Annotated in this window: 30 protein-coding genes; 1 reads left to right on the top strand and 29 read right to left on the bottom strand. The window is 44.3% G+C overall.

From position 1 onward, the window contains the following. Positions 1-98: 98 nt before the first annotated feature. Positions 99-539 (bottom strand): 3-hydroxyacyl-ACP dehydratase FabZ, encoded by a 441-nt coding sequence (fabZ, locus tag M8E35_RS09300; protein WP_073027548.1) that lies wholly within the window; start codon positions 537-539, stop codon positions 99-101. Between the two features lie 322 nt (positions 540-861). Between fabZ and M8E35_RS09295 the strand changes: the two genes are divergently transcribed. Next, positions 862-1,983 carry a glycosyltransferase gene (locus M8E35_RS09295; protein ID WP_252468573.1) on the top strand — a complete coding sequence of 374 codons (1,122 nt, stop codon included), beginning with the start codon at positions 862-864 and terminating at the stop codon, positions 1,981-1,983. Positions 1,984-2,104: 121 nt separating this feature from the next. Here M8E35_RS09295 and M8E35_RS09290 read toward each other — a convergent pair whose 3' ends face one another. The 28 genes from M8E35_RS09290 to M8E35_RS09155 form a co-directional block, all read right to left on the bottom strand. After that, complete coding sequence (locus M8E35_RS09290; RefSeq protein ID WP_252468572.1) at positions 2,105-3,289, bottom strand: anti-sigma-I factor RsgI family protein; 1,185 nt, start codon at positions 3,287-3,289, stop codon at positions 2,105-2,107. After that, entirely contained in the window at positions 3,286-3,999 is a 714-nt protein-coding gene (locus M8E35_RS09285; RefSeq protein WP_252468571.1) for a sigma-70 family RNA polymerase sigma factor, read from the bottom strand. Before M8E35_RS09285 ends, M8E35_RS09290 begins: the two co-directional genes overlap by 4 nt. Positions 4,000-4,057: 58 nt before the next feature. Then, positions 4,058-4,771, bottom strand: coding sequence for a WecB/TagA/CpsF family glycosyltransferase (locus tag M8E35_RS09280; protein WP_252468570.1), 714 nt, complete (start codon positions 4,769-4,771; stop codon positions 4,058-4,060). Positions 4,772-4,959: 188 nt separating this feature from the next. Beyond that, complete coding sequence (gene mreB / locus M8E35_RS09275; protein WP_252468569.1) at positions 4,960-5,955, bottom strand: rod shape-determining protein MreB; 996 nt, start codon at positions 5,953-5,955, stop codon at positions 4,960-4,962. Between the two features lie 205 nt (positions 5,956-6,160). Beyond that, positions 6,161-6,409, bottom strand: coding sequence for a sporulation transcriptional regulator SpoIIID (spoIIID, locus tag M8E35_RS09270; protein WP_009619498.1), 249 nt, complete (start codon positions 6,407-6,409; stop codon positions 6,161-6,163). Positions 6,410-6,686: 277 nt separating this feature from the next. Beyond that, positions 6,687-7,394, bottom strand: a complete 708-nt coding sequence (locus M8E35_RS09265; protein WP_252468568.1) for a M23 family metallopeptidase — start codon at positions 7,392-7,394, stop codon at positions 6,687-6,689. A gap of 72 nt (positions 7,395-7,466) precedes the next feature. Next, positions 7,467-8,405, bottom strand: a complete 939-nt coding sequence (gene spoIID, locus M8E35_RS09260; RefSeq protein WP_252468567.1) for a stage II sporulation protein D — start codon at positions 8,403-8,405, stop codon at positions 7,467-7,469. A gap of 354 nt (positions 8,406-8,759) precedes the next feature. Beyond that, positions 8,760-10,022: a UDP-N-acetylglucosamine 1-carboxyvinyltransferase gene (gene murA / locus M8E35_RS09255; RefSeq protein WP_252468566.1), complete on the bottom strand. Its 1,263-nt coding sequence runs from the start codon at positions 10,020-10,022 to the stop codon at positions 8,760-8,762. A 137-nt stretch (positions 10,023-10,159) separates the two neighbouring features. Then, the gene (locus tag M8E35_RS09250; RefSeq protein WP_252468565.1) at positions 10,160-10,825 is read right to left on the bottom strand and encodes a hypothetical protein; all 666 of its coding nucleotides are present in this window, start codon (positions 10,823-10,825) and stop codon (positions 10,160-10,162) included. 178 nt (positions 10,826-11,003) lie between these two features. Further along, the gene (locus M8E35_RS09245; RefSeq protein ID WP_073027533.1) at positions 11,004-11,411 is read right to left on the bottom strand and encodes a F0F1 ATP synthase subunit epsilon; all 408 of its coding nucleotides are present in this window, start codon (positions 11,409-11,411) and stop codon (positions 11,004-11,006) included. A gap of 3 nt (positions 11,412-11,414) precedes the next feature. Beyond that, positions 11,415-12,812 (bottom strand): F0F1 ATP synthase subunit beta, encoded by a 1,398-nt coding sequence (gene atpD, locus M8E35_RS09240; RefSeq protein WP_252468564.1) that lies wholly within the window; start codon positions 12,810-12,812, stop codon positions 11,415-11,417. 36 nt (positions 12,813-12,848) lie between these two features. Continuing rightward, entirely contained in the window at positions 12,849-13,694 is an 846-nt protein-coding gene (gene atpG / locus M8E35_RS09235; protein WP_073027529.1) for an ATP synthase F1 subunit gamma, read from the bottom strand. Positions 13,695-13,718: 24 nt separating this feature from the next. Then, entirely contained in the window at positions 13,719-15,227 is a 1,509-nt protein-coding gene (atpA, locus tag M8E35_RS09230) for a F0F1 ATP synthase subunit alpha (RefSeq protein WP_252468563.1), read from the bottom strand. Positions 15,228-15,231: 4 nt separating this feature from the next. Then, positions 15,232-15,798 (bottom strand): ATP synthase F1 subunit delta, encoded by a 567-nt coding sequence (atpH, locus tag M8E35_RS09225; protein ID WP_073027521.1) that lies wholly within the window; start codon positions 15,796-15,798, stop codon positions 15,232-15,234. Beyond that, positions 15,795-16,292, bottom strand: coding sequence for a F0F1 ATP synthase subunit B (atpF, locus tag M8E35_RS09220; protein ID WP_073027519.1), 498 nt, complete (start codon positions 16,290-16,292; stop codon positions 15,795-15,797). The genes atpH and atpF overlap by 4 nt, the downstream gene beginning before the upstream one ends. A gap of 110 nt (positions 16,293-16,402) precedes the next feature. Then, the gene (atpE, locus tag M8E35_RS09215) at positions 16,403-16,633 is read right to left on the bottom strand and encodes a F0F1 ATP synthase subunit C (RefSeq protein WP_007787575.1); all 231 of its coding nucleotides are present in this window, start codon (positions 16,631-16,633) and stop codon (positions 16,403-16,405) included. 92 nt (positions 16,634-16,725) lie between these two features. Further along, positions 16,726-17,466: a F0F1 ATP synthase subunit A gene (gene atpB / locus M8E35_RS09210; protein ID WP_252468562.1), complete on the bottom strand. Its 741-nt coding sequence runs from the start codon at positions 17,464-17,466 to the stop codon at positions 16,726-16,728. Continuing rightward, positions 17,459-17,830 (bottom strand): hypothetical protein, encoded by a 372-nt coding sequence (locus tag M8E35_RS09205; protein ID WP_252468561.1) that lies wholly within the window; start codon positions 17,828-17,830, stop codon positions 17,459-17,461. The genes atpB and M8E35_RS09205 overlap by 8 nt, the downstream gene beginning before the upstream one ends. Next, positions 17,817-18,047: an AtpZ/AtpI family protein gene (locus tag M8E35_RS09200; protein WP_252468560.1), complete on the bottom strand. Its 231-nt coding sequence runs from the start codon at positions 18,045-18,047 to the stop codon at positions 17,817-17,819. The genes M8E35_RS09205 and M8E35_RS09200 overlap by 14 nt, the downstream gene beginning before the upstream one ends. Before the next feature lie 183 nt (positions 18,048-18,230). Continuing rightward, on the bottom strand, positions 18,231-19,352 hold the full coding sequence (gene wecB / locus M8E35_RS09195) for a non-hydrolyzing UDP-N-acetylglucosamine 2-epimerase (protein ID WP_309446452.1): 1,122 nt from the start codon (positions 19,350-19,352) through the stop codon (positions 18,231-18,233). A 107-nt stretch (positions 19,353-19,459) separates the two neighbouring features. Then, the gene (locus tag M8E35_RS09190; protein ID WP_252468559.1) at positions 19,460-19,924 is read right to left on the bottom strand and encodes a deoxycytidylate deaminase; all 465 of its coding nucleotides are present in this window, start codon (positions 19,922-19,924) and stop codon (positions 19,460-19,462) included. Further along, positions 19,924-20,553, bottom strand: a complete 630-nt coding sequence (upp, locus tag M8E35_RS09185) for a uracil phosphoribosyltransferase (protein ID WP_073027500.1) — start codon at positions 20,551-20,553, stop codon at positions 19,924-19,926. Before upp ends, M8E35_RS09190 begins: the two co-directional genes overlap by 1 nt. Before the next feature lie 20 nt (positions 20,554-20,573). After that, on the bottom strand, positions 20,574-21,830 hold the full coding sequence (gene glyA, locus M8E35_RS09180) for a serine hydroxymethyltransferase (RefSeq protein WP_252468557.1): 1,257 nt from the start codon (positions 21,828-21,830) through the stop codon (positions 20,574-20,576). A gap of 90 nt (positions 21,831-21,920) precedes the next feature. Continuing rightward, the gene (locus M8E35_RS09175) at positions 21,921-22,481 is read right to left on the bottom strand and encodes a TIGR01440 family protein (RefSeq protein ID WP_252468555.1); all 561 of its coding nucleotides are present in this window, start codon (positions 22,479-22,481) and stop codon (positions 21,921-21,923) included. A gap of 50 nt (positions 22,482-22,531) precedes the next feature. Next, positions 22,532-22,981, bottom strand: a complete 450-nt coding sequence (rpiB, locus tag M8E35_RS09170) for a ribose 5-phosphate isomerase B (RefSeq protein ID WP_252468554.1) — start codon at positions 22,979-22,981, stop codon at positions 22,532-22,534. A 117-nt stretch (positions 22,982-23,098) separates the two neighbouring features. After that, positions 23,099-23,566: a low molecular weight protein arginine phosphatase gene (locus tag M8E35_RS09165; protein WP_252468553.1), complete on the bottom strand. Its 468-nt coding sequence runs from the start codon at positions 23,564-23,566 to the stop codon at positions 23,099-23,101. 16 nt (positions 23,567-23,582) lie between these two features. Then, entirely contained in the window at positions 23,583-24,167 is a 585-nt protein-coding gene (locus M8E35_RS09160; protein ID WP_252468552.1) for a manganese efflux pump MntP, read from the bottom strand. Positions 24,168-24,230: 63 nt separating this feature from the next. Further along, positions 24,231-25,277 (bottom strand): L-threonylcarbamoyladenylate synthase, encoded by a 1,047-nt coding sequence (locus M8E35_RS09155; protein WP_252468551.1) that lies wholly within the window; start codon positions 25,275-25,277, stop codon positions 24,231-24,233. Between the last annotated feature and the right edge of the window lie 6 nt (positions 25,278-25,283).

Below are 25,283 nucleotides of genomic sequence, written 5' to 3'. Positions count from 1 at the left end.
ATAGAGACCGTGGATAAAAACACTAAATCCTAAAAAAAAAGCTAGGAAGCGTACTGTGTTGCTCCTAGCTCTGCTGTCTTGTTGTAATGATGCCCCAATCACTGGGCCGGGTTCTTCCTCTCTAGGAAGAATTTAAGGGTTCCTTCTGCCGCCAGTGCATCTCCGACATAGGCGACACCTCTGGCAACTCCATAAGTCTTGCGCAGCTTCACTAGCTCCACCTCTAAGCGAAGCTGATCTCCTGGAATAACCTGCCTCTTAAACTTGACATCATCTAAGCCGGCAAATAAACCTAAGTAACCTTCATATTCTGGCTTTTTTAGAATAGCTACCGTTCCGACTTGAGCAAGTGCTTCAATAATCAGCACTCCTGGCATAATGGGGTGCCCTGGAAAATGGCCCTGAAAGAAGGAATCATTTATTGTAACGTTCTTGATTCCCACCGCCCTTTTTCCTTCTTCAAGTTCTATGATACGATCTACTAGAAGGAAGGGGTAACGATGTGGAATGATCTTCTGGATCTCTTGGCTTTCTAACACTGAAATTCCTCCTTATTAATCGTGGTTAGTGGCACGCATTTCAAATTGCAAATATCGTATTACCAACACGAGTATGGCAGATATTAACCACTTTGTCTAATGATATGTCATACTGGGTACAAGCTGAGGACAGTTCTCGACTTGCATTCGAATTGCATTCAAAGGGTCATGAATTGTGACGAACTGCGAATATCGAACTGCGAGTTGAGAGTATCGCTTGCAGATGTGAACCAATATGTCTTATGATTAAGTATAATAAAAGTATATAACTGCATGCAAACAGTATAACCAAGTTTAGGTCTGAAGGGAAGATGGCAGGGGTATGAAAAAAAAATACAAGATTCTACATATTATTGGTGGCGGTGAAATCGGAGGAGCCGAGCAACATGTGTTATCCCTGCTCAAGGAAATTGACCGGACTCACTTTGATCCTCATCTTGTCTGCCTGACCAAAGGTCCTTTCGCCGACCTAGCCATAGAAAATAAGATTCCCGCCACTACATTCCCTATGCGTTTCCCCCTTGATCTTACTCCCCTGCCCGCTCTTATTAACTGGTCAAGAAAACAAGCAATCAGCGTCATTCACACCCATGGTTCTCGGGCCAATCTTTTGGGGCGTCTAAGTGCCAGATGGTTAGGCATCCCCACCTTAACCACTGTCCATAGCTCCCTTGCTCACGATTATCTCTCACCTTTATCTGCCCTAATAGCTCTAAATCTTGATCGTCTAACCCTGCCTCTAACCTCTGGAATTATCACTGTATCTGAATATTTAGCACAAGAAGTTACGTTAAGAGGCGGTCGAAATATTGAAACTATTTATAACGGCTATTCCTCAATTTCCTTTGACGAGCCTTCAACTACTCGCCGCTATTTCCGCGAAGAGTGGGGTATCCCGATGGATGCTCTTGTTGTTGGAACGATCGGCCGGCTCCATCCTGCTAAAGGACAAATGAATTTAATCAAAGCCGCAACACAACTTCACTTGAGATTCCCAAATCTCCACCTCTTGCTTATTGGAGATGGTCCTCTTCGCCAAAACCTAACTGAAGAACTTCAAAGAAGCGCTATTCCTCATACAGTCACAGGCTACCTGCCCAAAGCGTATGAAGCTCTTCGGGCAATGGACCTTTTTGTCTTACCTTCAATCAGTGAAGGAATGGGGCTGGTTCTCCTCGAAGCAATGCAGGCTGGAATTCCGATTGTTGCGAGTGCTGTCGGAGGAATTTCAGAAGTTATTCACAATGATAAAGAAGGGCTGCTTGTCCCTCCTGGAGATGTTGCAGCGTTAACCGCCGCGTGTTCTTCTGTTCTAGAAAATCATACCTTAGCGCAGTCTCTGGTTCGAGCGGGCCAGAACCGCTGGCCTATGTTTTCCATTGATAGTATGATCAGAGAAACTGAACAGGTATACAATCGATTATTAGAACGAGCCGTTAAGTAATATCAAATAATGAAAAATTCAAGAGACATACGAGTAGAATAAGGAACACCCACTTTAAGAAGTGGGTGTCTTGAAATTGATTTAAAGGTTGATCAAATAAGCTCAACCTTTGATTCTTCTATTACCGTTTTTCGCGACTATCGAGACTGCTCTTGTCTAGTTTATCATTTTTAGGCTTATTCTCACCCTTAGTTTGTAACAATTCGTACTCAAGGGATGATGGATTCCCTATTCTTAAAAAGCTTGGCAGATTAACCTTTTTGTTCGCAGCTTTATCATCGCTAGTACTTATATGGTCCCCATCTCCCTTACCTTGTTGTCCTTTATCTTTCTCGTTCTCTATCCTTTTGTCTTTATTGTTCCATATCTCTTTTTCTCTATCGCTCCCTACCCCTTTGTCGCTATCGTTACCTTCAGGTTGACTCTTCTCGTCCTTTTTCTGGTCCTCAATCTCTTTGTTCTGTTGTTTATTCTCCGACTCTTGATCTTTGCCCTTATCAGGCATCCCACCTTCGACCGATGGATCTTCATGCGCCTTCTTATCCGCTTTCACCTGAGCCCGAACTTTTGGGTTCTCAAGTAACTCAACTCGTTCTAAAGTATCTCTTAATTTTTCAGGCTGAGTGTCTACCCCTGCCTTTTCAGCGGTCTGCCAAAGTGCATACTCTCCTAATGTCAGATTCTCCTTTTGAGCAAGTTCCCTATCCTGAGGTGTTAAGGTAAAGAAGGTAACTTGCGGAGTGAATCCATTTTCCTCGGTATCCTTTTTAAGCCATGAGACAATTTGATCCTCGCTGAGATTCTTGTCTGCTTGCTCTGAAGTGCCAATGATTAGAGGAGAATAGCCTACTACAATCCAAGGTTGCTCAGGGTTAAGGAAATTTTGATTATGGGCCTCCGTTACTATTTGTTCTAAAACCTTAGCAATTGGTTCTCCTTTTAGTTCAATTTTACTAATCAGACGTTCCGCATCCTCGTTTTTAGTCTTTATTTTTAACAAATTCCCTTGTTCATCAATAGTAAATTGTATACTTGGATTAATATCAACCGAGAGCAAGGCTACTGCAGTTGGAGCTTGATACAGGTTCCATGCCAAGAGAGTGGTTAAAACCATAAGAAACAGCGCTGCAACCCCAGCCCAGGCGCGCAAACCTCCCAAACCCTCCAGAGAAGCCAACTGAATTTCAATCTCTTCTCCCACTTCGGCGTTTTGCCGTCTATGAACATGGCGAAAGGTACCATTTTCAGCTAAGACCGTATAGCGAGATCCGGATTTTTCCAGAACAACCGCTTTTATTTTTTTCATCCCTTCGCCTCCTTTTTCCGTGGAAGGACATACTCCCGTAAATAAACATAGTCGTTTTGGTTCGCTAAGAGTAAGGCTACAGCCAGAATATACTTTCGACCCCGTTCCAATACCTTTGGATGAATCTGTGTTCTCAAACTTAATGCTTGCATCGGAACTTTTCCTTTAGATTCAACCTGATGCCACAGCTCTAAATCAAAGGCTAATTCTCTAGCTGCCCGAAGCAAAGTCTCTCTAGAATCACGATGTTTAGGGGATACTTCTACCAAGTCCTGAAAGGTGAGCTGGAAAATTCCCAGTGCTTTAGAGAATTGCCGAATCTCTTCCGCTCGCTCACGGTTCTGTTCTTGCTCCCGGAAATCGTCTATTCCCAGATGGACATCCACCCGACGTCCAATGTCGTCTTGATCAAGCGAAATTGACTGCCGCAAACGTTGCCTGCGATGATAATCAATTAACCTGCGTTTCATCAAAACTCGTGCATATGCTAAAAAAGGTACTCCTCTATCCTCAACAAACAGGTCTATCGCCTCATTAAAAGCGATCAACGCCTCTGATAACTCGTCGTCTCGACCCCATTCCAGAGAGCGAAAACAAGCTTGGCTAGCTACATGACGAATAAACGTTTGAGATTCGGCTAAGAAATCCTCTCGAGCTTCTGAGTCCTCTTTCAAACGCTGCCAAGAACATAGTTCTTCCCATTCTGGCATTTTCTTTCTTCCTCCTAATCTCTTATACGAAACTAATTTTCTCTATTAGGGGGTCATATTAGTAAAACCTCTGCCAAAGAACCTTCATTACAAAACGTGGCAACACACTTTGACGTTTCCAACGCCAAGGCTCTTTCCACAAACGATAGAGCCATTCCAATTGAAACTCTTGAACGCGCTTTGGCGCTCGAACAACATTACCCGCAAGCGCGTCGAAACTACCGCCGACCCCTATACTCACAGTTGCCAAATCTCGATGCTCCGCAATCCAATATTCCTGGCGGGGAGCACCCAGTCCGACAAGAAGAATATCCGGACGAAAGCCTCTGATCCTTTCTATTACTTCAGTTTCTTCCTCCATGCTGAAGTAACCGTGAGAATCCTCCCAAGTTATTCCGGGATATTTCTGGGCAACCTGGATTCCTGCCTCCCGGGCTATGCCTGGTTTCCCTCCTAGAAAGAAAATCCGCCATTTATTCTGGTCCGCCACAGGAAATAATGCCTGGATTAAATCTATCCCGGTCACTCGTTCCTGAACCGGAGTTCTTAGCCGCTGAGAAGCCCAAACAACACCGATCCCATCTGCCGTTACTATATCTGCAGAATTAATCAGGTTCCTAAGTTGCTGATCTTTACCAGATGCATAGATCATTTCCGGATTAGCTGTAACCACACGTATCTTTAGCCTGTTTTCTACAGCCTTCCGAATCTCTTCTACAGTTTCTTGCATAGAATATGTATTTACGGTGATCCCGAGAATATCAACCCTCATGAAAAATCTATTCCTTTCGGATGAATGAAATGAATTGTACGCTCACCAAAGCTTATCCACTTCCTCCTAATGATAAAGCCCAAGGAAAGGGAGCCCCTATCCGAAAAGATTCTGATTTCGGATCGACCACCTATCCTCGGACAATTTTGTTTGTTAATAGTTTTTAATTAAAATCATGCTCTGAAACACTAATACTTTCCTGTCAATACCTTACCCGTACCTAAGGCCACACAAGAAATCGGATCCTCAGCTAAGCTAACCGGCAAGCCGGTTTCACGGGACAGACGGGTGTCAAAGCCATACATCATAGCTCCCCCGCCCGTCATAATTATTCCTTTATCAAGGATATCAGAGGATAATTCGGGGGGAGTGCGTTCTAAAACTTCTTTAACCCCGGCGACAATTGCATCGATAGATTCCTCAAGTGCAACGAAACACTCTTGAGAATTTACATTAATGGTTTTAGGCAAACCCGTAATCAAATCTCGTCCACGTACATCAATATACGCAGACGGTCTGCCCTCTGAAACTGCTGAACCAACAGCGATCTTGATTTCTTCGGCAGTACGTTCTCCAATCATAAGATTATGCTCCCGTCGGATATACCGACTAATAGCTTCATCGAACTTATCCCCGCCGACTCGAAGGCTTCGTTTGGCCACTATTCCATTAAGCGATAGAACTGCGATATCCGTAGTTCCTCCACCTATATCTACTACCATACTGCCTGCTGGTCCGGAAATATCCAAACCAGCTCCCAACGCCGCTGCATATGGCTCTTCAACCACCTTTACATCTTTAGCTCCGGCCTGGTAGGCTGCTTGCTTAACGGCCCTTTGTTCCACTTCTGTAACTCCTGAGGGAATGCAAACGACAACTCGAGTTTTAAAGAATGGCCATCTCTTGGCTCCTGCTTTCTCTAGGAAATATTTCAGCATGAGTTCCGTGGTCTGATAATCTGCGATCACTCCATCACGCATTGGACGTACAGCAACAATATTTCCTGGTGTACGCCCAATCATTAACCTGGCTTCTTCTCCTACTGCAATTCGTTTATTTGTGTTTCTGTCGATCGCAATAACAGAAGGCTCATGCAGGACAATCCCTTTTCCTTTAGCATAAACCAAAACACTCGCTGTCCCTAAATCTATTCCCAAATCAATCCCAAAATCAATTCCCAACATTATCGGAGATACCCCTTTCGTTAAGCAATAGCTTGTCCATCTAAATAATACTATAAACAAATAGCATAATCTCCCTCTCGGGAGATTCGCTACTTATAATCTTCTTACTGAATTCATTCGCGATAAAATCGCTAATCCCTTTTGATATCCAACTTTTTTTCAAATTACCTTAAAGTTCACCCTTCTTCAACTAAAATTCCCCTATCTAGTTCTCTTGGTACTTCTTTCGAGTCGCCTCTCCTCCACGAATATGCCGTTCTGCTTTGTTTGTCTCAAGAATATGCTTTACTTCCATGGATAACTTTTCATTTACTAATGGCAGGCGTTCCGTAACATCTTTATGAACTGTTGACTTAGAAACACCAAAGACATCAGCCGTTTGTCGAACGGTAGCACTCGATTCTAATATGTAAGTTCCAATATCGAGCACCCGTTTGCGTATATATTCTTGCACGCAGAGCCCTCCTTCGTCCACAAGTGTAGTACATTTATATGCATTCCCAACAAAAAAAGACATCCGTAAAAGGATGTCCTCACTTGGTAAATACTGAGATGTTTATTATTGCTCACTTATCTTGTACCTTATCTCCATGCCATACTTCAAAATGACGTTAATTTATCGCTTTTCGCTCCGATCATTGTTCCTGCTGGTTCGAAATCCTGCATACCCAATAAAAATAGACATCCCTAAAAAAGGATGTCCTGACTTAGTAAACTGTGATTATTTGATATTAGGGCACTAGCCTCTGGACCTGCCCGTTGTGCCATAATTCGTAATGAAGCTGTGGTTGATCACTTTCTCCTTCCGATCCAGGAAATAATCCTACCTGACCTAGCGCTCCCTGAGTTTCTATAAACTCTCCTTCTTGAACTCTAAGGTTATCCAGTCCTCCATAAGTGATTAGCCAGCCTTCTCCGCAGTCTAAAGTCACTTTTTGACCCTGGATAGGATCTGGTCCTGCTTCAATAACCGTTCCTCCGTGTGTAGCTCTAATCATTGTTCCTTCTGACAGAGCATAATCTAAGCCAGCATGATATACATAGTTTCCGAATGCCTCAGAATAGTAATTACCCACGTTTCGAATAGGCTTCCCATTGACCGGACTTGGAAAGTCCTTTATACCGATTGATTCATTGACGGAATTCTTCTCTCCAAGGACAAGCTTTATTTCTTCCTGTAATTCTGGATCTTGATTAAGACTGTTCGTCATCATCTGTTCTGATTCGGTTACTGATACACCGTTCGCTCCATTATTATCTGTTTTTATAGCTGGAGAAACCGATACAGCACGAGCAGCCTCGTTAGTTAACTTCTGTGGTTTTTCTAAGGAAATTTCCGCCCCAGAACTTAGATACCCAATATAAAGGATCAGACCAGCTAATATGAAGGCAAACCCCCATACCAAAACCCAGTCTTTTGCTATATGCCAACGTTTCATTCGACTCACCTCTAGATCTATTTTTGCCGAATGTTCCTGCTTTTAGACAGATAAAGCTCACCCTTCAATGCTCTAAATGTTACCTAATGTATTAAGTTTTGTTCCAGGATAATAGTATGCTAAAATTTCTTCTGCTTTGATACTCTTTTTGGCCAAATCATTGGCTCCCCATTGTGACATTCCTACAGCATGCCCGTTTCCATACGCAGTAATCGTAAGGCGTTCCGGTTGAATGGCATATTCAATATCCGTCGAGGAGAGTCCTAACATAGTACGGATTTGAGTTGCTGGATACACCCTGCCTAATACTCGAACAGTCTTAGCTCTTCCGGCCGATGTCTTGCTTAACACTTGAAAATCTGTTGCAGCCAAAGACCGCGGTGACTCTCTAAGTCCCAGCTTCTTATAAAGATCTAGGGTGGTAAATACAGTTTTCTTAATATAGCGTTGTGAATTTTCCTCACCTGAATTCACATTTTGTAAATAAGGTCGAGATGAGCTCCATACCTCTTCTGATCGCTCTGTGGGCTTTCTTCCGCTGCTGCTGTGGTATAAAGCTTCGATATATTCTCCATTGAACATTAGGACCATTCCTCGAGTTCCAAGCACAGCTTTTTGTATCTTAGTCCGATACCGCCAGTAATTAAGCAATCCCCAATTTTTTCTCATTTGTGTATCCGACAGCCATGCTTGTGATAACACCGTGGTGTCCACATCATATCCCACATCTGGCAGGCTGCTTTGTCCTATGCGTTTTGCTGCATAGGTCCGCGATGCAACAGCCTGAGCTTTTAATGCCTCAAGTTCAAATTCCGCAGGCATTTCTGCTGAAACTACCCCTACTAAATATTCTTCAAGAGGCAGTTTTATAACTTCTTTATTAGGCATCAGAACTCTTATTTGTACATCTTCCGGAGTAACCTTCTCCTTCTGCCAGCGCAAGACACTCCAGGGAATTACGAAGACAATGCAGAGTGATAATGCAATGAGCCATATCCAATCTTTTTTCATTGAACCCTCCTGCAGTACAAGCATTTTGCTTAAATCTATGCAGCAGGAATACAGAATATGGCAGACATTGAATAAAGAATAACTCTTCATTGCCGTGATGCCGAGAAGGGACGGCCAGCCATGACTCGTACAAGGATGGCGGGAAGGGACCTTTCGGAAACTACATACGATAAGTTATACTTTCTGACTAGTAAAAAAAGAACAAGAGTAGAATAATCTACTTCTTGTTCTTTATACAGGGAAAGCACATTGTACCCTGACGTTAGATACGCCAATAACGAGTACTTTAACGCCACAAAAATGAGTGTCACCGAGTGCGCTATGACCTATAATGAACACTTATCGAGTAAGATGCTAGGAAACTGACTCTTCCTCGCGGATAATATTGGCACCTAATCGAGATAGTTTTTCCTCTACCATTTCGTAACCTCGATCAATGTGATGAATCCCCCTAATACTTGTTGTCCCCTCAGATGTCAGTGCTGCTAAGATCAAGGCCGCTCCAGCCCGCAAATCTGTCGCTGTCACAGGCGCAGCATTTAAGCGATTTATTCCCTGAATAATTGCACTTCGACCTTCAATCTTGATATCCGCTCCCATACGCTTCAGCTCATCGACATGCATAAAACGATTTTCAAAGACGGTCTCTGTAATCAATCCCGTTCCCTTTGCCCGAGTTAAAAATGCCATAAATGGAGCTTGTAAATCCGTCGGAAAACCCGGGTGGACCTGAGTTTTAATATCGACCGCATTATAAACGCCGTCTCCACTTATTCTAATCCCATCGTCTTCTTCCTTCATGTGAATTCCGGCTTCTTCCATTTTCGCTATCAATGGCTTTAAATGGTCTGCAATCACATTCTGAACTAAGACGTCTCCCCCAGTTGCTGCAGCTAAAAGCAAATAGCTTCCTGCCTCAATGCGGTCAGGAATCACAGTATGATTTGTACCATGAAATTCCGGAACCCCTTCAATATAGATAATGCTAGTACCTGCGCCACGAACTTTGCCACCCATCTCATTCAAAAAGGTTGCAAGATCTACAATTTCCGGCTCTTGGGCAGCGTTTTCTATAAGAGTTGTGCCTTGGGCCATCGATGCAGCCATCATTATATTTTCTGTGGCACCTACGCTTGGGTAATCTAAGTAAATTCGGGCTCCTTTTAAACCCTTTGTTGAAACATCTAAAAACCCATGATCCATTCTAACTTCGGCACCCAAAGCTTCCAAGCCCTTTAGATGCCAGTTAATTGGACGTGATCCAATTGCACACCCTCCTGGGTGAGAAATTCGCACGTGCCCTTTTCGTGCTAATAATGGTCCCATTGTAACTATGGACGCCCTCATCTGAGAGACTAGGTCGTACGGGGCCTCAATACAATCTATCTCACGGGCATGGATACTCAGTGTTGAGCCGTTACGCTCCACTGTCGCTCCCAACGCAGAAATTACCCGATTCATTACATTTACATCTAATAAGTCTGGAGCGTCATCTAGTCGTATCGGTTCTTTACATAGCAAACTTGCTGCAATAATTGGAAGAACAGCATTTTTTGCACCGCTTACTGTAATCGTCCCTTCAAGTGGTTTACCGCCTGTAACTGTAAGCTTACTCAAATTCTGAAGACACCCCCCTATCCAAGGATTATGTTAGTTATGGCCTGGCGCCAGATAAGTTTTATTTCGACTTGTTTATATTCTCTTTGACCTATCAAATTTCCTGCATAATTTCGACTTTTTTCTTGTTTTTAAAACTAGAATTCCTTGAGCAAGGCGGGGATAGCAAGAACAGATTGCCCTTCGTTCCCTTTTCCGCGACTTAATAGTTGTATATTGATTTGATCTTGACCCGCGATAACACTCGTCCCAATATTTTTTTGATAGGCTGCGGTAGAAATCATATTATCTATGAGAACCCACTGAGCAGGGTCCGCATTCGTCTGGCTTAGATAGGCGGAGATATCTACAGCCTGATTGATACGCTCATCCAGATAAATTTCGCCTCCAGCCTTTTCAATTTGCGGGACCATAGTAGTATACCACGCATAAAGACTATTTTCCTCGCTTTTATTCAGTATTTGCTGTCCTGTCAGTGTTGCTGATACTTCATTTTCCATCTGCAATTCCTTATAAGTCCATATCCATTCAGGTGTGGGTTTACTCGTTCTGATTGCGACAGGTATATTTCTATCTTCAAACCACAAAATAACGCTGACTTCTGCGTCTTGTGCCTGTGCTATACCTGAATTTAGCAGTAAGGGTGCCTCTGACTTTGCTGTCTGTCCGGCATCATTATTATGTGTCATTACTCTTAGGGTCTGGCCTCCAAAACAAATCATCAATGTCCAAGCTAATATAACTATTTTTAATCTAATACGATCGAAATGACAGGCATTTGTGGACTCGTAACTCATGAACATATTATACCCTCTTTTCTCTCTTTCTGGTATCAATCTTAGTTTTACCAAATAGTGAGAAAGCTAACATACCTGCACTGAATATTACACATATTATTTTTAAGTCAACGCGCAAAATAGAAAAAAGGCCCCAGTAATAAGGGCCTTTCATCATTTCAAAAATGAAATTAGCTATATGAGCTTATTTTTTGTCTCCAGCAGCGTTAAGTCGAGCCGCAGCCCTTCGCAACGCATACTCAGCACGTTGTAAATCGATTTCGTTGGTACGAGACCCTAATCGCTTCAAAGCTCGTTCTTTTGCTTCTACTGCTCGTTTCACATCAATCTGCTCAGCAAGCTCAGCACTGTCTGCGAGAACGACTGCCGCATTATCAACGACTTCGACAAAACCACCTGCGATTGCAGCTTGATTAGTTTTCCCGTTAAGGGTGTACCGTATAACTCCTACATCCAGTCCTGCAATTAAGGGCGCGTGATTTGGTAGAATTCCTAGCTCACCTAATCCTCCAGGAAGAACAACAAACTCAACATTTTCTTTCAGTACGTTCCCTTCCGGAGAGACAATGCGTAGAGAGAATGTTGCTGCCATGGCTTATTCCCCCAATGTCTTGGCTTTTTCGATCACTTCTTCTATGGGCCCAACCATAAGGAAGGCGGCCTCAGACAAATGATCGTATTTTCCATCCGCAATTTCGTTAAAGCCACGAATAGTTTCTTTTAGCGGCACATACTTTCCTGGCGTACCCGTAAATGCTTCTGCAACATGGAACGGCTGTGACAGGAAACGTTGGATCTTACGTGCTCTAGCTACGATAAGTTTCTCATCTTCAGATAGCTCATCCATACCAAGAATAGCAATGATATCTTGCAATTCTTTATATTTTTGGAGGATTTGCTGAATACGTCGTGCAACACCATAATGTTCTTCCCCAAGAACTAATGGCGAAAGAATACGGGACGTGGAATCTAGCGGATCCACGGCAGGGTAAATTCCTATTTCGGAAATAGCACGGGACAGAACTGTTGTTGCATCCAAATGCGCGAACGCAGTTGCTGGTGCAGGGTCTGTCAAGTCATCAGCAGGCACATAGATTGCTTGTACAGATGTGATCGATCCTTTACGTGTAGACGTAATCCGCTCTTGCAATTGACCCATTTCTGTAGCCAAGGTTGGTTGATATCCAACCGCAGAGGGCATCCGACCGAGCAAGGCCGAAACCTCAGATCCAGCTTGTGTGAATCGGAAAATGTTATCAATAAACAGCAGTACGTCTTGACCTTGATCATCACGGAAGTATTCCGCCATGGTCAGACCCGTCAAGCCAACGCGAAGACGAGCTCCCGGTGGTTCGTTCATTTGACCGAAGACCATAGCAGTCTTGTCAATAACACCGGACTCTTTCATTTCGTTCCAAAGGTCGTTTCCTTCACGAGTACGCTCTCCAACGCCGGCAAATACGGAAATACCACCGTGTTGTCTAGCAATATTGTTGATTAGTTCCATGATCAATACTGTCTTACCAACTCCTGCACCGCCGAAGAGTCCAATTTTTCCACCCTTGGAATACGGAGCAAGTAAGTCAATGACCTTAATTCCAGTCTCCAAAATGCGTGTTGAAGGTTCTTGATCTTCAAAGGCAGGAGCTGGCCGATGGATCGGATAATGAGTGTCAGCTTTGACTTCTCCACCGTTATCGATAGGCAATCCTAAGACACTTACCATTCGACCGAGAGTCGCTGGACCAACCGGGACCGTAATCGCTGCACCAGTGTCAATTACATCAGTACCTCTTTGTAATCCATCGGTTGAGGACATTGCCACAGTACGCACTGTGTTATTTCCGAGATGTTGAGCGACTTCTAAAGTTATGTTAATATTCTGGTCTGGAACCTTAATCTCAAGGGCGTTATATATTTCCGGCAGTTCGTCGGGCGAAAACTCAACGTCAACTACCGCTCCCAAAACTTGCAAAACCTTGCCGATATTCACAGGCGCGAAACCTCCTTTTTGGGTATTTATGGCAGATTATTCTAAGGCAGCTGCCCCCGAGACGATTTCGGATATTTCCGTGGTAATAGCCGCCTGTCTGGCTCTGTTCATCGCCAGCGACAACCGACCAATCATATCCTTGGCATTATCCGTTGCCGAACTCATTGCCGTCATCCGAGCCCCTTGCTCACTCGCTTTTCCTTCAAGGATCGTCCGAAATATCTGTGTTTCAACATACTTCGGCAACAGAGTGGTAAGGATTGCCTCGGGTGAGGGTTCAAATATATACTGCTTGCCTTGTTTTCCTTCCGGTTGTTTGATCGGAAGTAATTTGACTTGCGTGGGTCTTTGGGTCATCGCTGTTACGAATTCGGTATATAAGAGATATACCTCATCCGCTTCCCCTTGCTCATAAAGGCGAATCACTTCCTGAGCAATCTGTTTCGCTTGATTATAACTCGGCTCATCCCCGAGTGCTACAAACTCAGCCAAAAACTCTATTTTACCGCGTCGAAAGAAATCTCGACCTTTGCGGCCTACCGTCACCAGCTTAACCTCTTGCGGTGTTTCGGCAATCAAGCCCGCGGTCTTACGAATAAGGTTTGCATTGTACCCTCCGCAAAGACCACGATCTGACGTTATCAACACATAAACAACCTTTTGCACTGGCCGCTCTTTCAAGAGCGGATGAACAATATCCACAGGAGCCTGTGCTAAGCGTTCCAAGACTCCCTGCAATTGGCTGGCATAGGGGCGGGCAGCGTTAAGTTTTAGTTGGGCTTTTCTGAGTTTGGCCGCGGAAACCATTTTCATCGCCTTTGTAATCTGCTCCATATTGCGGACGCTGCGAATCCTCCGGCGAATATCTTGTGCTCCTGCCACCTCGTTCACCTACTCCTTTATAATCTAGGCTAAAAATCCCTGCTTAAACTCATTAATCGCTTTTTCGAGCTCGGCGATCATTTCTTTGGAGAGCGCCTTCTCAGTTCGAATTTTCCCCAACAGGTCAGCCTTCACGGAGCGCATGAAGCGCAGGTATTCCTCTTCAAACTTCCCGATCTTTTCCACATCAATCTCGTCAACAAATCCTTTAACCGCTGCATAGATGACCACTACTTCTTCTTCGACGGGCATAGCTGCGTACTGACTTTGCTTGAGAATTTCCAGCGTCCGCTGACCTCGAGTGAGTCGCATCTGGGTGACTTTATCCAAGTCAGATCCAAACTGTGAGAAAGCAGCCAATTCACGATAGGAGGCGAGATCCAAACGAAGTTGTCCAGCAACTTGTTTCATCGCTTTAATTTGAGCGGAACCCCCTACACGAGAGACGGAGATACCGACGTTAATAGCAGGTCGGAAACCAGAGTTGAAGAGGTCAGCTTCTAAAAAGATCTGACCATCTGTGATGGAAATCACATTCGTCGGAATATAGGCTGACATGTCTCCCGCTTGGGTTTCGATAACCGGGAGTGCCGTCATCGACCCGCCGCCGAGTTCATCAGACAACTTTGCAGCTCTCTCCAATAAACGAGAATGCAGATAGAAAACGTCTCCGGGGTATGCTTCACGACCTGGTGGGCGTTTGAGCAACAAGGAAAGTTCCCTGTATGCAACGGCCTGTTTAGAAAGGTCATCATAAACAATCAATACATGCTTCCCATTGTACATGAACTCTTCGCCGATAGCGCAACCTGAATAGGGTGCAATATAGACCATCGGCGCAGGTTCAGAAGCAGTAGCTGCTACAACAATGGTAAATTTCATAGCATCGTGATCTTCTAACGTCTTAACCACGCTAGCGACAGTGGATGCTTTTTGCCCAACAGCAACATAGATACAAATCATATCTTGGCCTTTTTGGTTGATGATCGTATCAATTGCCACCGCGGTTTTACCGGTTTGACGGTCCCCAATAATCAATTCGCGCTGACCGCGACCGATTGGAACCATGGCATCAATGGATTTAAGACCAGTTTGCAAAGGCTCATGAACCGACTTCCTAGCCACTACGCCTGAAGCCTGGGATTCAATCGGTCGAAACTTATTCGACGCGATTTCCCCTTTGCCATCGATGGGTTGTCCAAGTGCATTAACGACTCGGCCGATCAAAGCCTCGCCTACTGGAACTTCCACAATTCGACCTGTCCTCTTGACTTGGTCGCCCTCTTTAATACCTTTGAATTGACCTAGAATAACGCAACCGATATTGTCTTCTTCAAGGTTCATTGCCATACCATAAACGTTGCCAGGAAACTCCAAAAGTTCACCGGCCATGGCTTTTTCGAGGCCGTAAACACGGGCAATTCCGTCTCCGACTTGGATAACTGTCCCAACATCTACGATTTCGACAGCCGTATCATAGCGCTCGATTTGCTGTTTGATAATAGAACTAATTTCTTCTGGACGCAAGTTCATCCTGTTATTTCACCCCTACTTCCTGAGGTTTATCTGAGGTTTTTCGTAAATCCTCACGCATTCTATTCAAAGCGTGGGCGACGGTCCCATCCATCACGCGATCTCCGACCTGAATGAGGACTCCCCCAATGAGTTCAGATCGTACTTCGCTGATAATACGGACATCTTTCCCAGTCATCCGGCCAATGGCCTTCTTGAGGTTGTCAAGTTGAGAGTCATCCAAGCTAATGGCACTAACCACCTTGGCCTCTACGACTTGACGGGCTTCATCCGCCAGCCGAGTAAACTCACGCTGAATAACCGGCAAGAGATATTCTCTTTTTCGATCAATCAATAGGTGGAGGAACCGACGTGTTGTCTCCCCAAACTCTTCTCCTAAAATTTTGTCCATAATAGACTTTTTGTCACTTGAAGAGATATGGGGATGCAACAAGGCGTTATTAACCTCTTTGTTTCCCTCTACTAGTTTTGTAAGCTCACGCAAATCGGTATCAATCGGATCAAGAGCCGTCTCAGTCGCAATTTTAAACAAGGCTTGGGAATACCTACGAGCAAGTGAGCCATTTATCATTGCATTTCCCCTACCTCTTGAATGAATTGATCTATTAATTTACCTTGAGTCGTCATGTCAAGTTTTTGCCGAATGATTTTCTCTGCCACTAAAACTGACAGATCGGCTACCTGTGCCTTGACCTCAGTGATCGCCCGATCTCGTTCACGTTCAATATCTACAAGGGCAGATTTTTTGATCTTCTCTGATTCTTCATGAGCAGCGGCTAAAATTTCAGACGCACGAACTTCGCTTACCTTAGTAGCCTTAGCAATCACTTCTTGGGCTTCCTGGCGAGCTTTACGCATTTCCTCTTGGTATTCGCGTTTTATTGTCTCCGCCTGTTGCCGTTCGTTTTCTGCCTGTGTAAGCATGGATTCAATATTAGTCCGCCGTTCTTCCATCATTTTCATTAGCGGTTTCCAAGCATATTTACTTAGTAAATAAACAAGCAACAGGAAAGATAAGACAGTAGCCGGTACAGTATAGTCAAATTGAATAGGATTCCCACCCAATGGTCTACCCCCCTCTCGAGTCTAATTGACGTCGGGATGATTTTTTTCAAGGGAGAACTCTCGTTCCCCCTTGAATTAAGATGGGCGTAACCTCTGCCCATCATGTGAGCTTACTTTGTAAACATGAGAAGCAGGGCTAGTACCCAGCTAAGGAGTGGCAAAGCCTCGATCAAACCGACACCAATAAACATGGTAGCTTGTAATGTAGCTTTAGCCTCCGGTTGACGACCAATACCCTCTACCGTTTTACTAATAACATTACCATTACCAATTGATGCCCCAAGAGCTGCCAAGCCAGCAGCAATTCCTGCACCAAGTGCAGCAGCAGCAGACACGTCCATGGGATTTCCTCCTTTCTTGTTTCCAATAATTTTAAAATATTATTCCCTCAGTGGTGTCGAGCATCACTGAAAACCGGCACAGAACGAAGTGCTTAATGGGATTCCGAGACAGCCTGCGATACATAGGCTGTTGTCAGCACTACAAACACATACGATTGAATTGCACCCACGAAAATACTAAAAGCTAGCCAAATAGTCGTAGGCAAAATCCCGGGCAGAACCCAGATACCAGGCAACATTAGTATAACCCCTAGTAAAATTTCGCCAGCAAAGATGTTTCCGAAAAGACGGAAGGCTAGTGTCATTGGCTTGGCAAGCAAGTCAATAAGGTGAATGATCGCGAACACTTTGAAAGGCTCCACAAAATGATGGAAATAATGGAGTCCTTTAGCCTTAATACCCAAATAGAGAACCAAAAAAATGGTCAACAAAGCTAAGGACATTGTAGTGTTGATATCTGCGGTCGGAGACATCATGCCTGGTGTGGCGAAAATATGACCTAATTGGGCAAAATGAACGTCGTGTAATAGACCAAAAGTGAAGTTCGGGATAAGGCCAAGCATATTGGAAAAGAAAACAAACATGAACAACGTTACCAAATAGCTTAGCAATGGACGCCCCTTTTCATAGTCCATGTTATCATTTATGATGCCACGGACAAAGTCCACGATCCACTCTAAAACGTTTTGCATTTTACCAGGTTTTCCACTGGTTAAATTGCGTACTCCAAGTAAGACAAACACCATAACAGCGGCCATCGAAATCCAAGTCATGACTAGTGTTTTACCATGAAATGTCATACTCCCCAAATGCCACAATACTGTTTCATGCACTTCTTTTATCACCCCTTTCTCCATAGTTTTTTTGTATTGCCACAATGATAAAGGATATTATCACCCCTGTAACAATCCCTAACGCTAAAGTAAACAGCCAACTTGACTGGAACCGAGCAACAGCGACGACAATGAGAGTAACCATGCCTAGCCGAGCCATAAAGTTCCTGCGCATCCGTTTGATCGCTGATTGAATATCAAGCTCAGAACTTAGTACCGCTTCACGATGAAGCCATAGAGTATAACCAAACCCAGCCCAATATCCCAGCAAACTACCGAAGAAGACCTGCCTACCCGTTAAAGCTACCCCAATTAACATACAGGCTGTTCCACTCAACAATGCGATAAAGCTACTTCTTATCATCGGATGCTCCCAACTTCATTAAAGTGATTACTAAGTAGCTTCCTCCGAGTACCAATCCAATTAACATTAAACCTATTGTGAATAATGGTTCTGTTTGCCATCGAGCATCGAGGTATCTGCCTAGGAAGAAGCCTCCCCCGACAAGAATAGCCAAGGATGTCGATATATTCGAACCGACTACGAGCGCTTTTTGCCAAGATCTTTGTTCCTCAGCCATATTATTCTTTCCTTATGTATCGAATTTTAAAAAGTGAAACTAAAACTTCTTAATTAGAATCAGCTATTTCAACCTGCGTTCAATATGCTAATTTTAACAATTCCTGCTATATTTTATATATTAGCATACTTCAAGAGGACTTTGTGCTTTTTTTTACAGCATTGAAGAATTTTATGTCCACTCTTAATTTTCTGCAATTATTTCTACAATTCGTGTAGCCGCAGTTCCGTCTCCATAAGGATTACTGGCCAATGTCATTTTTTGATAAGCATTTTCATCCCCTAATAGATGCTTTAGTTCTAAAAATACACGTTCGTATTCTGTCCCCACGAGCGAGACAGTCCCCGCTGCTACAGCCTCAGGACGTTCCGTCGTGTCTCGGACTACCAACACTGGTTTCCCTAAAGACGGGGCCTCCTCCTGAATCCCACCCGAGTCGGTTAAAATCAAATGTGCCCGTGCCATTAGGTTTGCAAAGGGCTCATAGTCCATCGGTTCAATAAGATTGACCCGAGGATGAGACCCAAGGACCTCTGTGACAACTTTTCTAACAATAGGGTTTTTATGAACTGGAAAGATAACGTATGTATCAGTAAAGGTATCTAGGGTATTCCTCAAAGCCTGATAAATTTGGCGCATTGGCTCACCTAAGTTTTCCCTGCGATGCGTCGTAACAAGAATCATTCGTGATTCTTGTCGTTGGCTCAGGATCTCTTGAATTTCTTTGTCAACAAAACTGTATCCCGGGTTCACCGTAGCAAGTAAAGCATCTATGACCGTATTGCCCGTGACAAAAATCTTCTCTGGAGGAATTCCTTCTTGTTCGAGATTTCTTTTTGCCGTCTCTGTAGGGGCAAAATGGTAGTCGGTTAAAACACTCGCCAGTTTTCGATTCATCTCTTCTGGAAATGGGGAATACTTGTTGCCGGTTCGCAATCCAGCCTCGACGTGGCCAACAGGAATTTGCGTATAAAAAGCAGCAAGAGCAGCCACAAACGTTGTCGTCGTGTCCCCATGTACCAAGACCAAGTCAGGAAGTTCACGTTGGAAAACTTCTTTTAGTCCATTTAATGCCCGAGTTGTGATTTCAGTTAACGTTTGCCCCTGCCGCATAAGGTTTAGATCAAAATCCGGGACGATTTTAAATAACTTCAAAACTTGATCTAACATCTCTCGGTGCTGAGCAGTTACGATAACTTGACAGAGAATTGAATCTTTCTGTCGGAGTGCTCGGATCACGGGTGCCATTTTTATAGCCTCTGGGCGTGTTCCAAACACTACCATCACTTTTTTTCGTTTATTCACTCGGATTACTCCCTTCGATAATCAATCGTTAATCCGACTGCTGACTAAATTAACCTAAGGCTAATTCCTTCACCTTGAATTAAAATTCCAAGAGCAACATACATTAGCTAAGAAATATCTTCTCCAAATTTCACCAAATCCAATCCTGCTTCTCTAGCCATTTCGACTGCCAGCTGATCAGGATACGAATGAGTGTATATTACTCGCTTAATGCCAGCATTAATCAGCAGTTTTGTGCATAATACACAAGGCTGATGAGTGGTGTACAGATCTGCTCCAGTAATAGCGACTCCATGCTTTGCTGCTTGTACTAAAGCATTTTGTTCTGCATGCACAGCACGGCAGATCTCATGGCGTTCCCCTGAGGGAACGCCTAAGCTCTGCCGTAAACAACCAACTTCATCACAATGTTGGAGTCCAGAAGGACTCCCGTTATATCCGGTACTTAGGATTTGTTTATCCTTAACCAAGACAGCCCCAACTTGGCGGCGCAGGCAAGTTGAGCGTCCGGCTACTACTTGTGCCATTTGTATAAAATAGCTGTCCCAACTAGGACGCTTACCTTGACTCATCATTTCGTGCCAAACAACCGGTCCCCGGCATCCCCGAGACCCGGTACAATATAACCATGGTCGTTCAACCGCTCATCTACCGCTGCGACAAAGATATCCACATCAGCGTGTGCGTTTTGCACGGCTTGAATTCCCTCCGGCGCTGCGATCAGGCACATTAATTTAATGTTCTTGGCGCCACGTTCTTTTAAAAACGTTATTGCTGCTGCCGCCGAGCCACCCGTTGCCAACATTGGATCAATCACAATAAGATCTCGTTCCGCAATGTCGGGGGGCAACTTGCAATAGTATTCCACAGGCATGAGAGTTTCAGGGTCTCGATAAAGTCCGACATGTCCCACTTTTGCAGCAGGAATTAGGCGGAGCATTCCATCGACCATTCCTAAACCTGCACGCAGAATCGGAACTAATCCGACTTTTCGACCTGCAATCACCTTGCTTTTTGCTATTGCTACAGGGGTCTTCACTTCAATTTCCTGAAGTGGAAAATCACGAGTTACCTCATAGGCCATTAACATCGAGACTTCTTCGACTAGTTCCCTAAATTCCTTTGAACCTGTTTCCTCATCCCGTATTAGAGACAACTTGTGTTGAATTAAAGGATGATCAAGTACTTGAAGCTTTGGCATCGTTTTGGCTCTCCTAACTCCTAATCTAAATTAGTGTATAAGGGAAATTCAGCGCATAAAGAACTGACTATTTCCCGTGCTTGTGACAGTTTATCAGGTTCATTGTGCGAGGTCAAGGCAAGGTCCATCGCTTCCGCTATCCGCTTCATAGCGTCTGGGTTCATGCCCCGCGTTGTGACTGCAGGAGTCCCAAGCCTGATTCCACTGGTGACAAAAGGACTTGCCGTGTCAAAGGGAATCGTATTTTTATTTACTGTAATACCAACTTCATGCAGGATGCTTTCTGCTTCCTTACCTGTTAACTGTTTAGTCCTTACATCTACAAGCATTACGTGATTGTCAGTTCCCCCTGAAACAAGGCGGAATCCGCGATCCGTAAGTGCCTGAGCCAAAGCCTTAGCATTCTCAACAATATTCGTTTGGTAGATTTTGAATTCAGGTTGAAGAGCTTCTCCAAAGGCAACTGCTTTAGCCGCAATAACATGCATCAAAGGGCCGCCTTGAATACCTGGGAAAATTGCTTTATCAATGGCTTGAGCATTTTCAGCTTTACAGAGAATTAAGCCACCGCGCGGTCCTCTCAACGTTTTATGGGTAGTAGAAGTCACAAAATCTGCATAAGGCACCGGAGATGGGTGTAAACCCGCCGCCACAAGTCCCGCAAAGTGGGCCATGTCAACCATTAATAAAGCGCCCGCTTCATCTGCAATTTCACGCATTTTGACAAAATCTATAATTCTTGGATAAGCACTTGCTCCTGCAACAATCATTTTTGGATGATGTTCAATAGCCAACTGCCGAACCTGATCATAATCAATTCTTTCCGTTTCTGGGTCTACTCCGTAAGGAACTACATTGAAATACACTCCTGAAATATTGACCGGGCTCCCATGGGTCAAGTGCCCCCCGTGGGATAAATTCATGCCGAGTATTGTATCTCCAGGTTTCAAAAATGCAAAATATACAGCCATATTGGCTTGAGACCCAGAATGAGGCTGTACATTCGCATGCTCCGCGCCAAAAATCTCCTTAACTCGTTCACGTGCTAAATTTTCGGCCACATCAACAAACTCACACCCGCCATAATATCTCTTACCTGGATATCCTTCAGCATACTTGTTGGTGAGTACAGATCCTTGAGCAGCCATCACTGCTCGGCTAACAAAGTTTTCAGAGGCTATTAGCTCAATGGTATTCTTCTGACGATTTTCTTCTTGCTCGATGGCTTTAGCAACTTCGGGATCCTGGCTTTTTACCCATTGATTAATATAATCCATGTTAGTTCACTCCTGTTCACAATTTCCTTTAGCTGGGGTCGCGAGGTTTTTTGCTAATATGTAATAGGGGCATTTCTCGACTGGCATGTATTAAGCATACGCGGCTCGCGGGCCGCCAATAAGGCGCGGTCGGGTGCGTGCCAAGGTGAGGTGAGCTTCACCGAGCTCTTTGACATGTATGCGAATAGGTATTGCTACTGGTCTAAGGTGCATGCCAATAAATGTATCGCCAATATCAATCCCCGCATGTCCTTGAATTCTTTCTACCATAACTGGAGAAGAAAACTCTTCCCATGCTTTGACAGTCATAGCTCCTCCCGCATGAAGCGCCGGAAGAACTGTAACTTCCTCCAGTCTGTAATGCTCCCGGCAAGCACCTTCTACCACTAAAGCACGGTTGATATGTTCACATCCTTGAACCGCTAAATAGATCCCATGCTGGTGCACCCGTTCTAACAAAGGAGGAAGCAATACCTCTGCGATTTCCAAACTGCTTCCCTGCCCAATTTGATGTCCGGCGACTTCACTCGTACTGCACCCTAAGATAAGGATTTGTCGGGACCGGAGTTCAGCCTTTGAGAAGAAGGCATCTAATACCTCATTCCATACTTTAGCCATATCTTGAAGTTTTTCCGCGATGTTTCTGTCCATAAGAAAGGTTCCCTCCTCTCCTTAGTCATTGATTCCATGAAGTTTCGAAGTTAAATGTCTTCCCCTCGTTCAATATTAGAAATCAAACTTACACGGAGAGCATGCCTGCCACCTGAAAATGACGTCTTCAAGAAAATATCAACAATGTCAAGGGCAAGTCCTGCTCCAATAACTCGAGCACCCAGGGCTAAAATGTTAGCATCATTATGTTCCCTTGCCATTCGAGCGGAAAAAGTCTCAGAGCAAACCGCAGCACGGATTCCAGGAATTTTGTTAGCAGCCATAGAGATTCCCAACCCGGTTCCGCAGACGGCAATTCCTAAATCTGCTTCTCCTTTTGTGATTGCACTGCCTACTGCAAAACCGTACTTTGGATAATCAACAGAATCCTTAGAATGGGTTCCAAAATCGAGAACTTCTATTCCCTGAGTCTCTAAATGCGTTCGAATAGCTTCTTTAAGTTCGTATCCACCGTGATCAGCTCCCAGCGCAACTCTCACTCTTAAACCTCCCTCTTTAGTTCATTACTTTATTTCTCTAGATAGTTGTAAAAGTCCTGCAAAAACACAAAATATAGCGACGTTTCACGCCGCTAGTGTAGACATTTTTCTTCTATCTTATGCTTTTTTCTCAGTACTTTCATTACCTGTAAGCAACTGCCTTTTTAAATTGCTCAGCAATTCTCTGATTTCCTGCGCCGTCTGACGATAAACTTCTAGTGAACCCATCCACGGATCTAGTATATCTCGTTTTCCATCTCCCCAATCCCCTAAACGCCGGATTTTATGATTACATTGAGGAAAGCGACGCTTTAAGCCTTCTTCTTGCGCTTGAGTCATAGGTATAATCCAATCAGCATCTGCCATAAGTTCATAACTAACTCTTCTTGCACCATGCTGAGAAATATCTACATTTTGTTCTTTAAGAATCTTTACCACGTGAGTACTGACATTGTCTCCATCCCACGCATCCATTCCCGCTGAACTTACTTGGACTAAGTCTCCAAACATTGCCCGGGCCATCCCCTCCGCCAACGGACTGCGACACGTATTTCCTGTACAAACAAACAAAAGTTTCGGCCCCAATAAATTCACCTCATTATTACAAAAGAAGTTTGATTCCAATTAGAAACAGTGCCAGTCCCCCGAATAATTCGGCCTTCTCCCCCAACCGGGTTCCCATTATTCGACCCAGAACCAAGCCCATTCCTGTCATTAATCCCGCAATCATGCCAATAATCATAACCGTCATAAAAATGTCTGCTCTAATCGTCCCTAGAGAAAATCCTACACTCAAGGCATCTAAACTTACACTTGCTGCCAAGACATAAATACCATAGCCTTTAAGCGTACTGTTACCGGTATTATTCTTGTGAAAAAGGGTCTCCCTAGCCTCCCCGAATGGAAAACTCTGCTTGGTTGGCCGGTAGACTTTATAAAGCATTCGCCCGCCCAAACCAATAAGGACCAAAGCTCCTAACAGACTGGCAAATTGTCCGAGAATCGATCCTAGTGCTTGACCAAGTATCATCCCGCTTAGCGGCATGAACACATGAAATAAAGCCACTATAAAAGACAATCTTACCATCATGCTTTTTCGGATACCTGCTAATCCAATTGCCAAAGCCAGGGAAAATGCATCTGCACCTAAAGCAGTTGCAACAGCCACAACCCATACTAAATTCATTCCCTTTCCCTCCGTTCTCCCTATGTATATGCATTGGAAAGGGTTGATTAGACGAATTAGTGACTATATGTGTTGCGTTCGTTTGCCAGCCGCTTTTTCTAAGCGGTTCATAACGGCACTCCCCAGGCCTGCTTCTTCGATCCCTTCGACCAAAATCAAATCCATTCTTCTTTCATCACACAACCGTAACCCTTCAAATATGTTGCTTGCCACTTCTTGAGGTCTATCTTTAGAACCTAGAACAAATAAAAGATCGGGAAACCAGTTATGTAAAAGGGATGCACTCTCTAACGTACACAGTACACCGACCTTTTTTAACCTTGCCTGTCCTCTGAGAATTTCTTGTCCCATGCGTTGTACAACTCTATCTCGCAGTCCGCTGACCAGAAGCAACTCGCCCTGTGGAGCGTAGTGCCTATATTTCATGCCCGGCGCTTTGGGAGCCTGGTTTTCCGAAGGAGTGTCTGCACGGACTTCACCCAACACCTCTTCTAACTGTTCCTTGGTAATCCCGCCTGGGCGAAGAATGGTGGGAACGCCCCCGCTCACATCGAGCACAGTCGATTCCAAGCCAACTTCACACGCTCCTGCATCAAGAATTAGGGGAATCTTCCCTTTCATATCACGCCAGACGTGACTTCCTCTTGTCGGACTCGGTTTACCTGAAAGATTAGCACTTGGCGCAGCAATCGGAAAGCCGGCTTCTTCGATCAAGCGAAGGGCAACTGGATGACTGGGCATACGTATTGCAACGTTAACTAGTCCAGCAGTTACAATATCCGGTACCAAGGCCGTTTTTGGGAGGATTAAGGTTAAGGGACCTGGCCAAAAATGCTGAACACAAAGTTCTGCCTCAGACGTCCAACTTTCAACTAGATTATTTGCCATAACACGATTGCAAACATGAACAATTAATGGATTATCTTGAGGCCTTCCCTTTGCTTCAAAAATCTTAGCACAAGCGGAAGCATCCAGGGCATTTGCCCCTAACCCATAGACGGTTTCCGTTGGAAAGGCAACCAGTTCTCCTGCTTTCAGCCACTCAGCGCCCTCATTAATAAGTTCAGCTTCAGGGTGGAGTCTGTCAATAGTACTTCTTTTTGTTTGCATCAATGC

Origin of the sequence: Desulfosporosinus nitroreducens (assembly GCF_023897015.1) — a bacterium.
In the GTDB taxonomy this organism is placed as follows: domain Bacteria; phylum Bacillota; class Desulfitobacteriia; order Desulfitobacteriales; family Desulfitobacteriaceae; genus Desulfosporosinus; species Desulfosporosinus nitroreducens.
The sequence above is the reverse complement of the archived record's forward strand: the minus strand, read 5'-3'. Positions and strand labels throughout refer to the sequence as shown.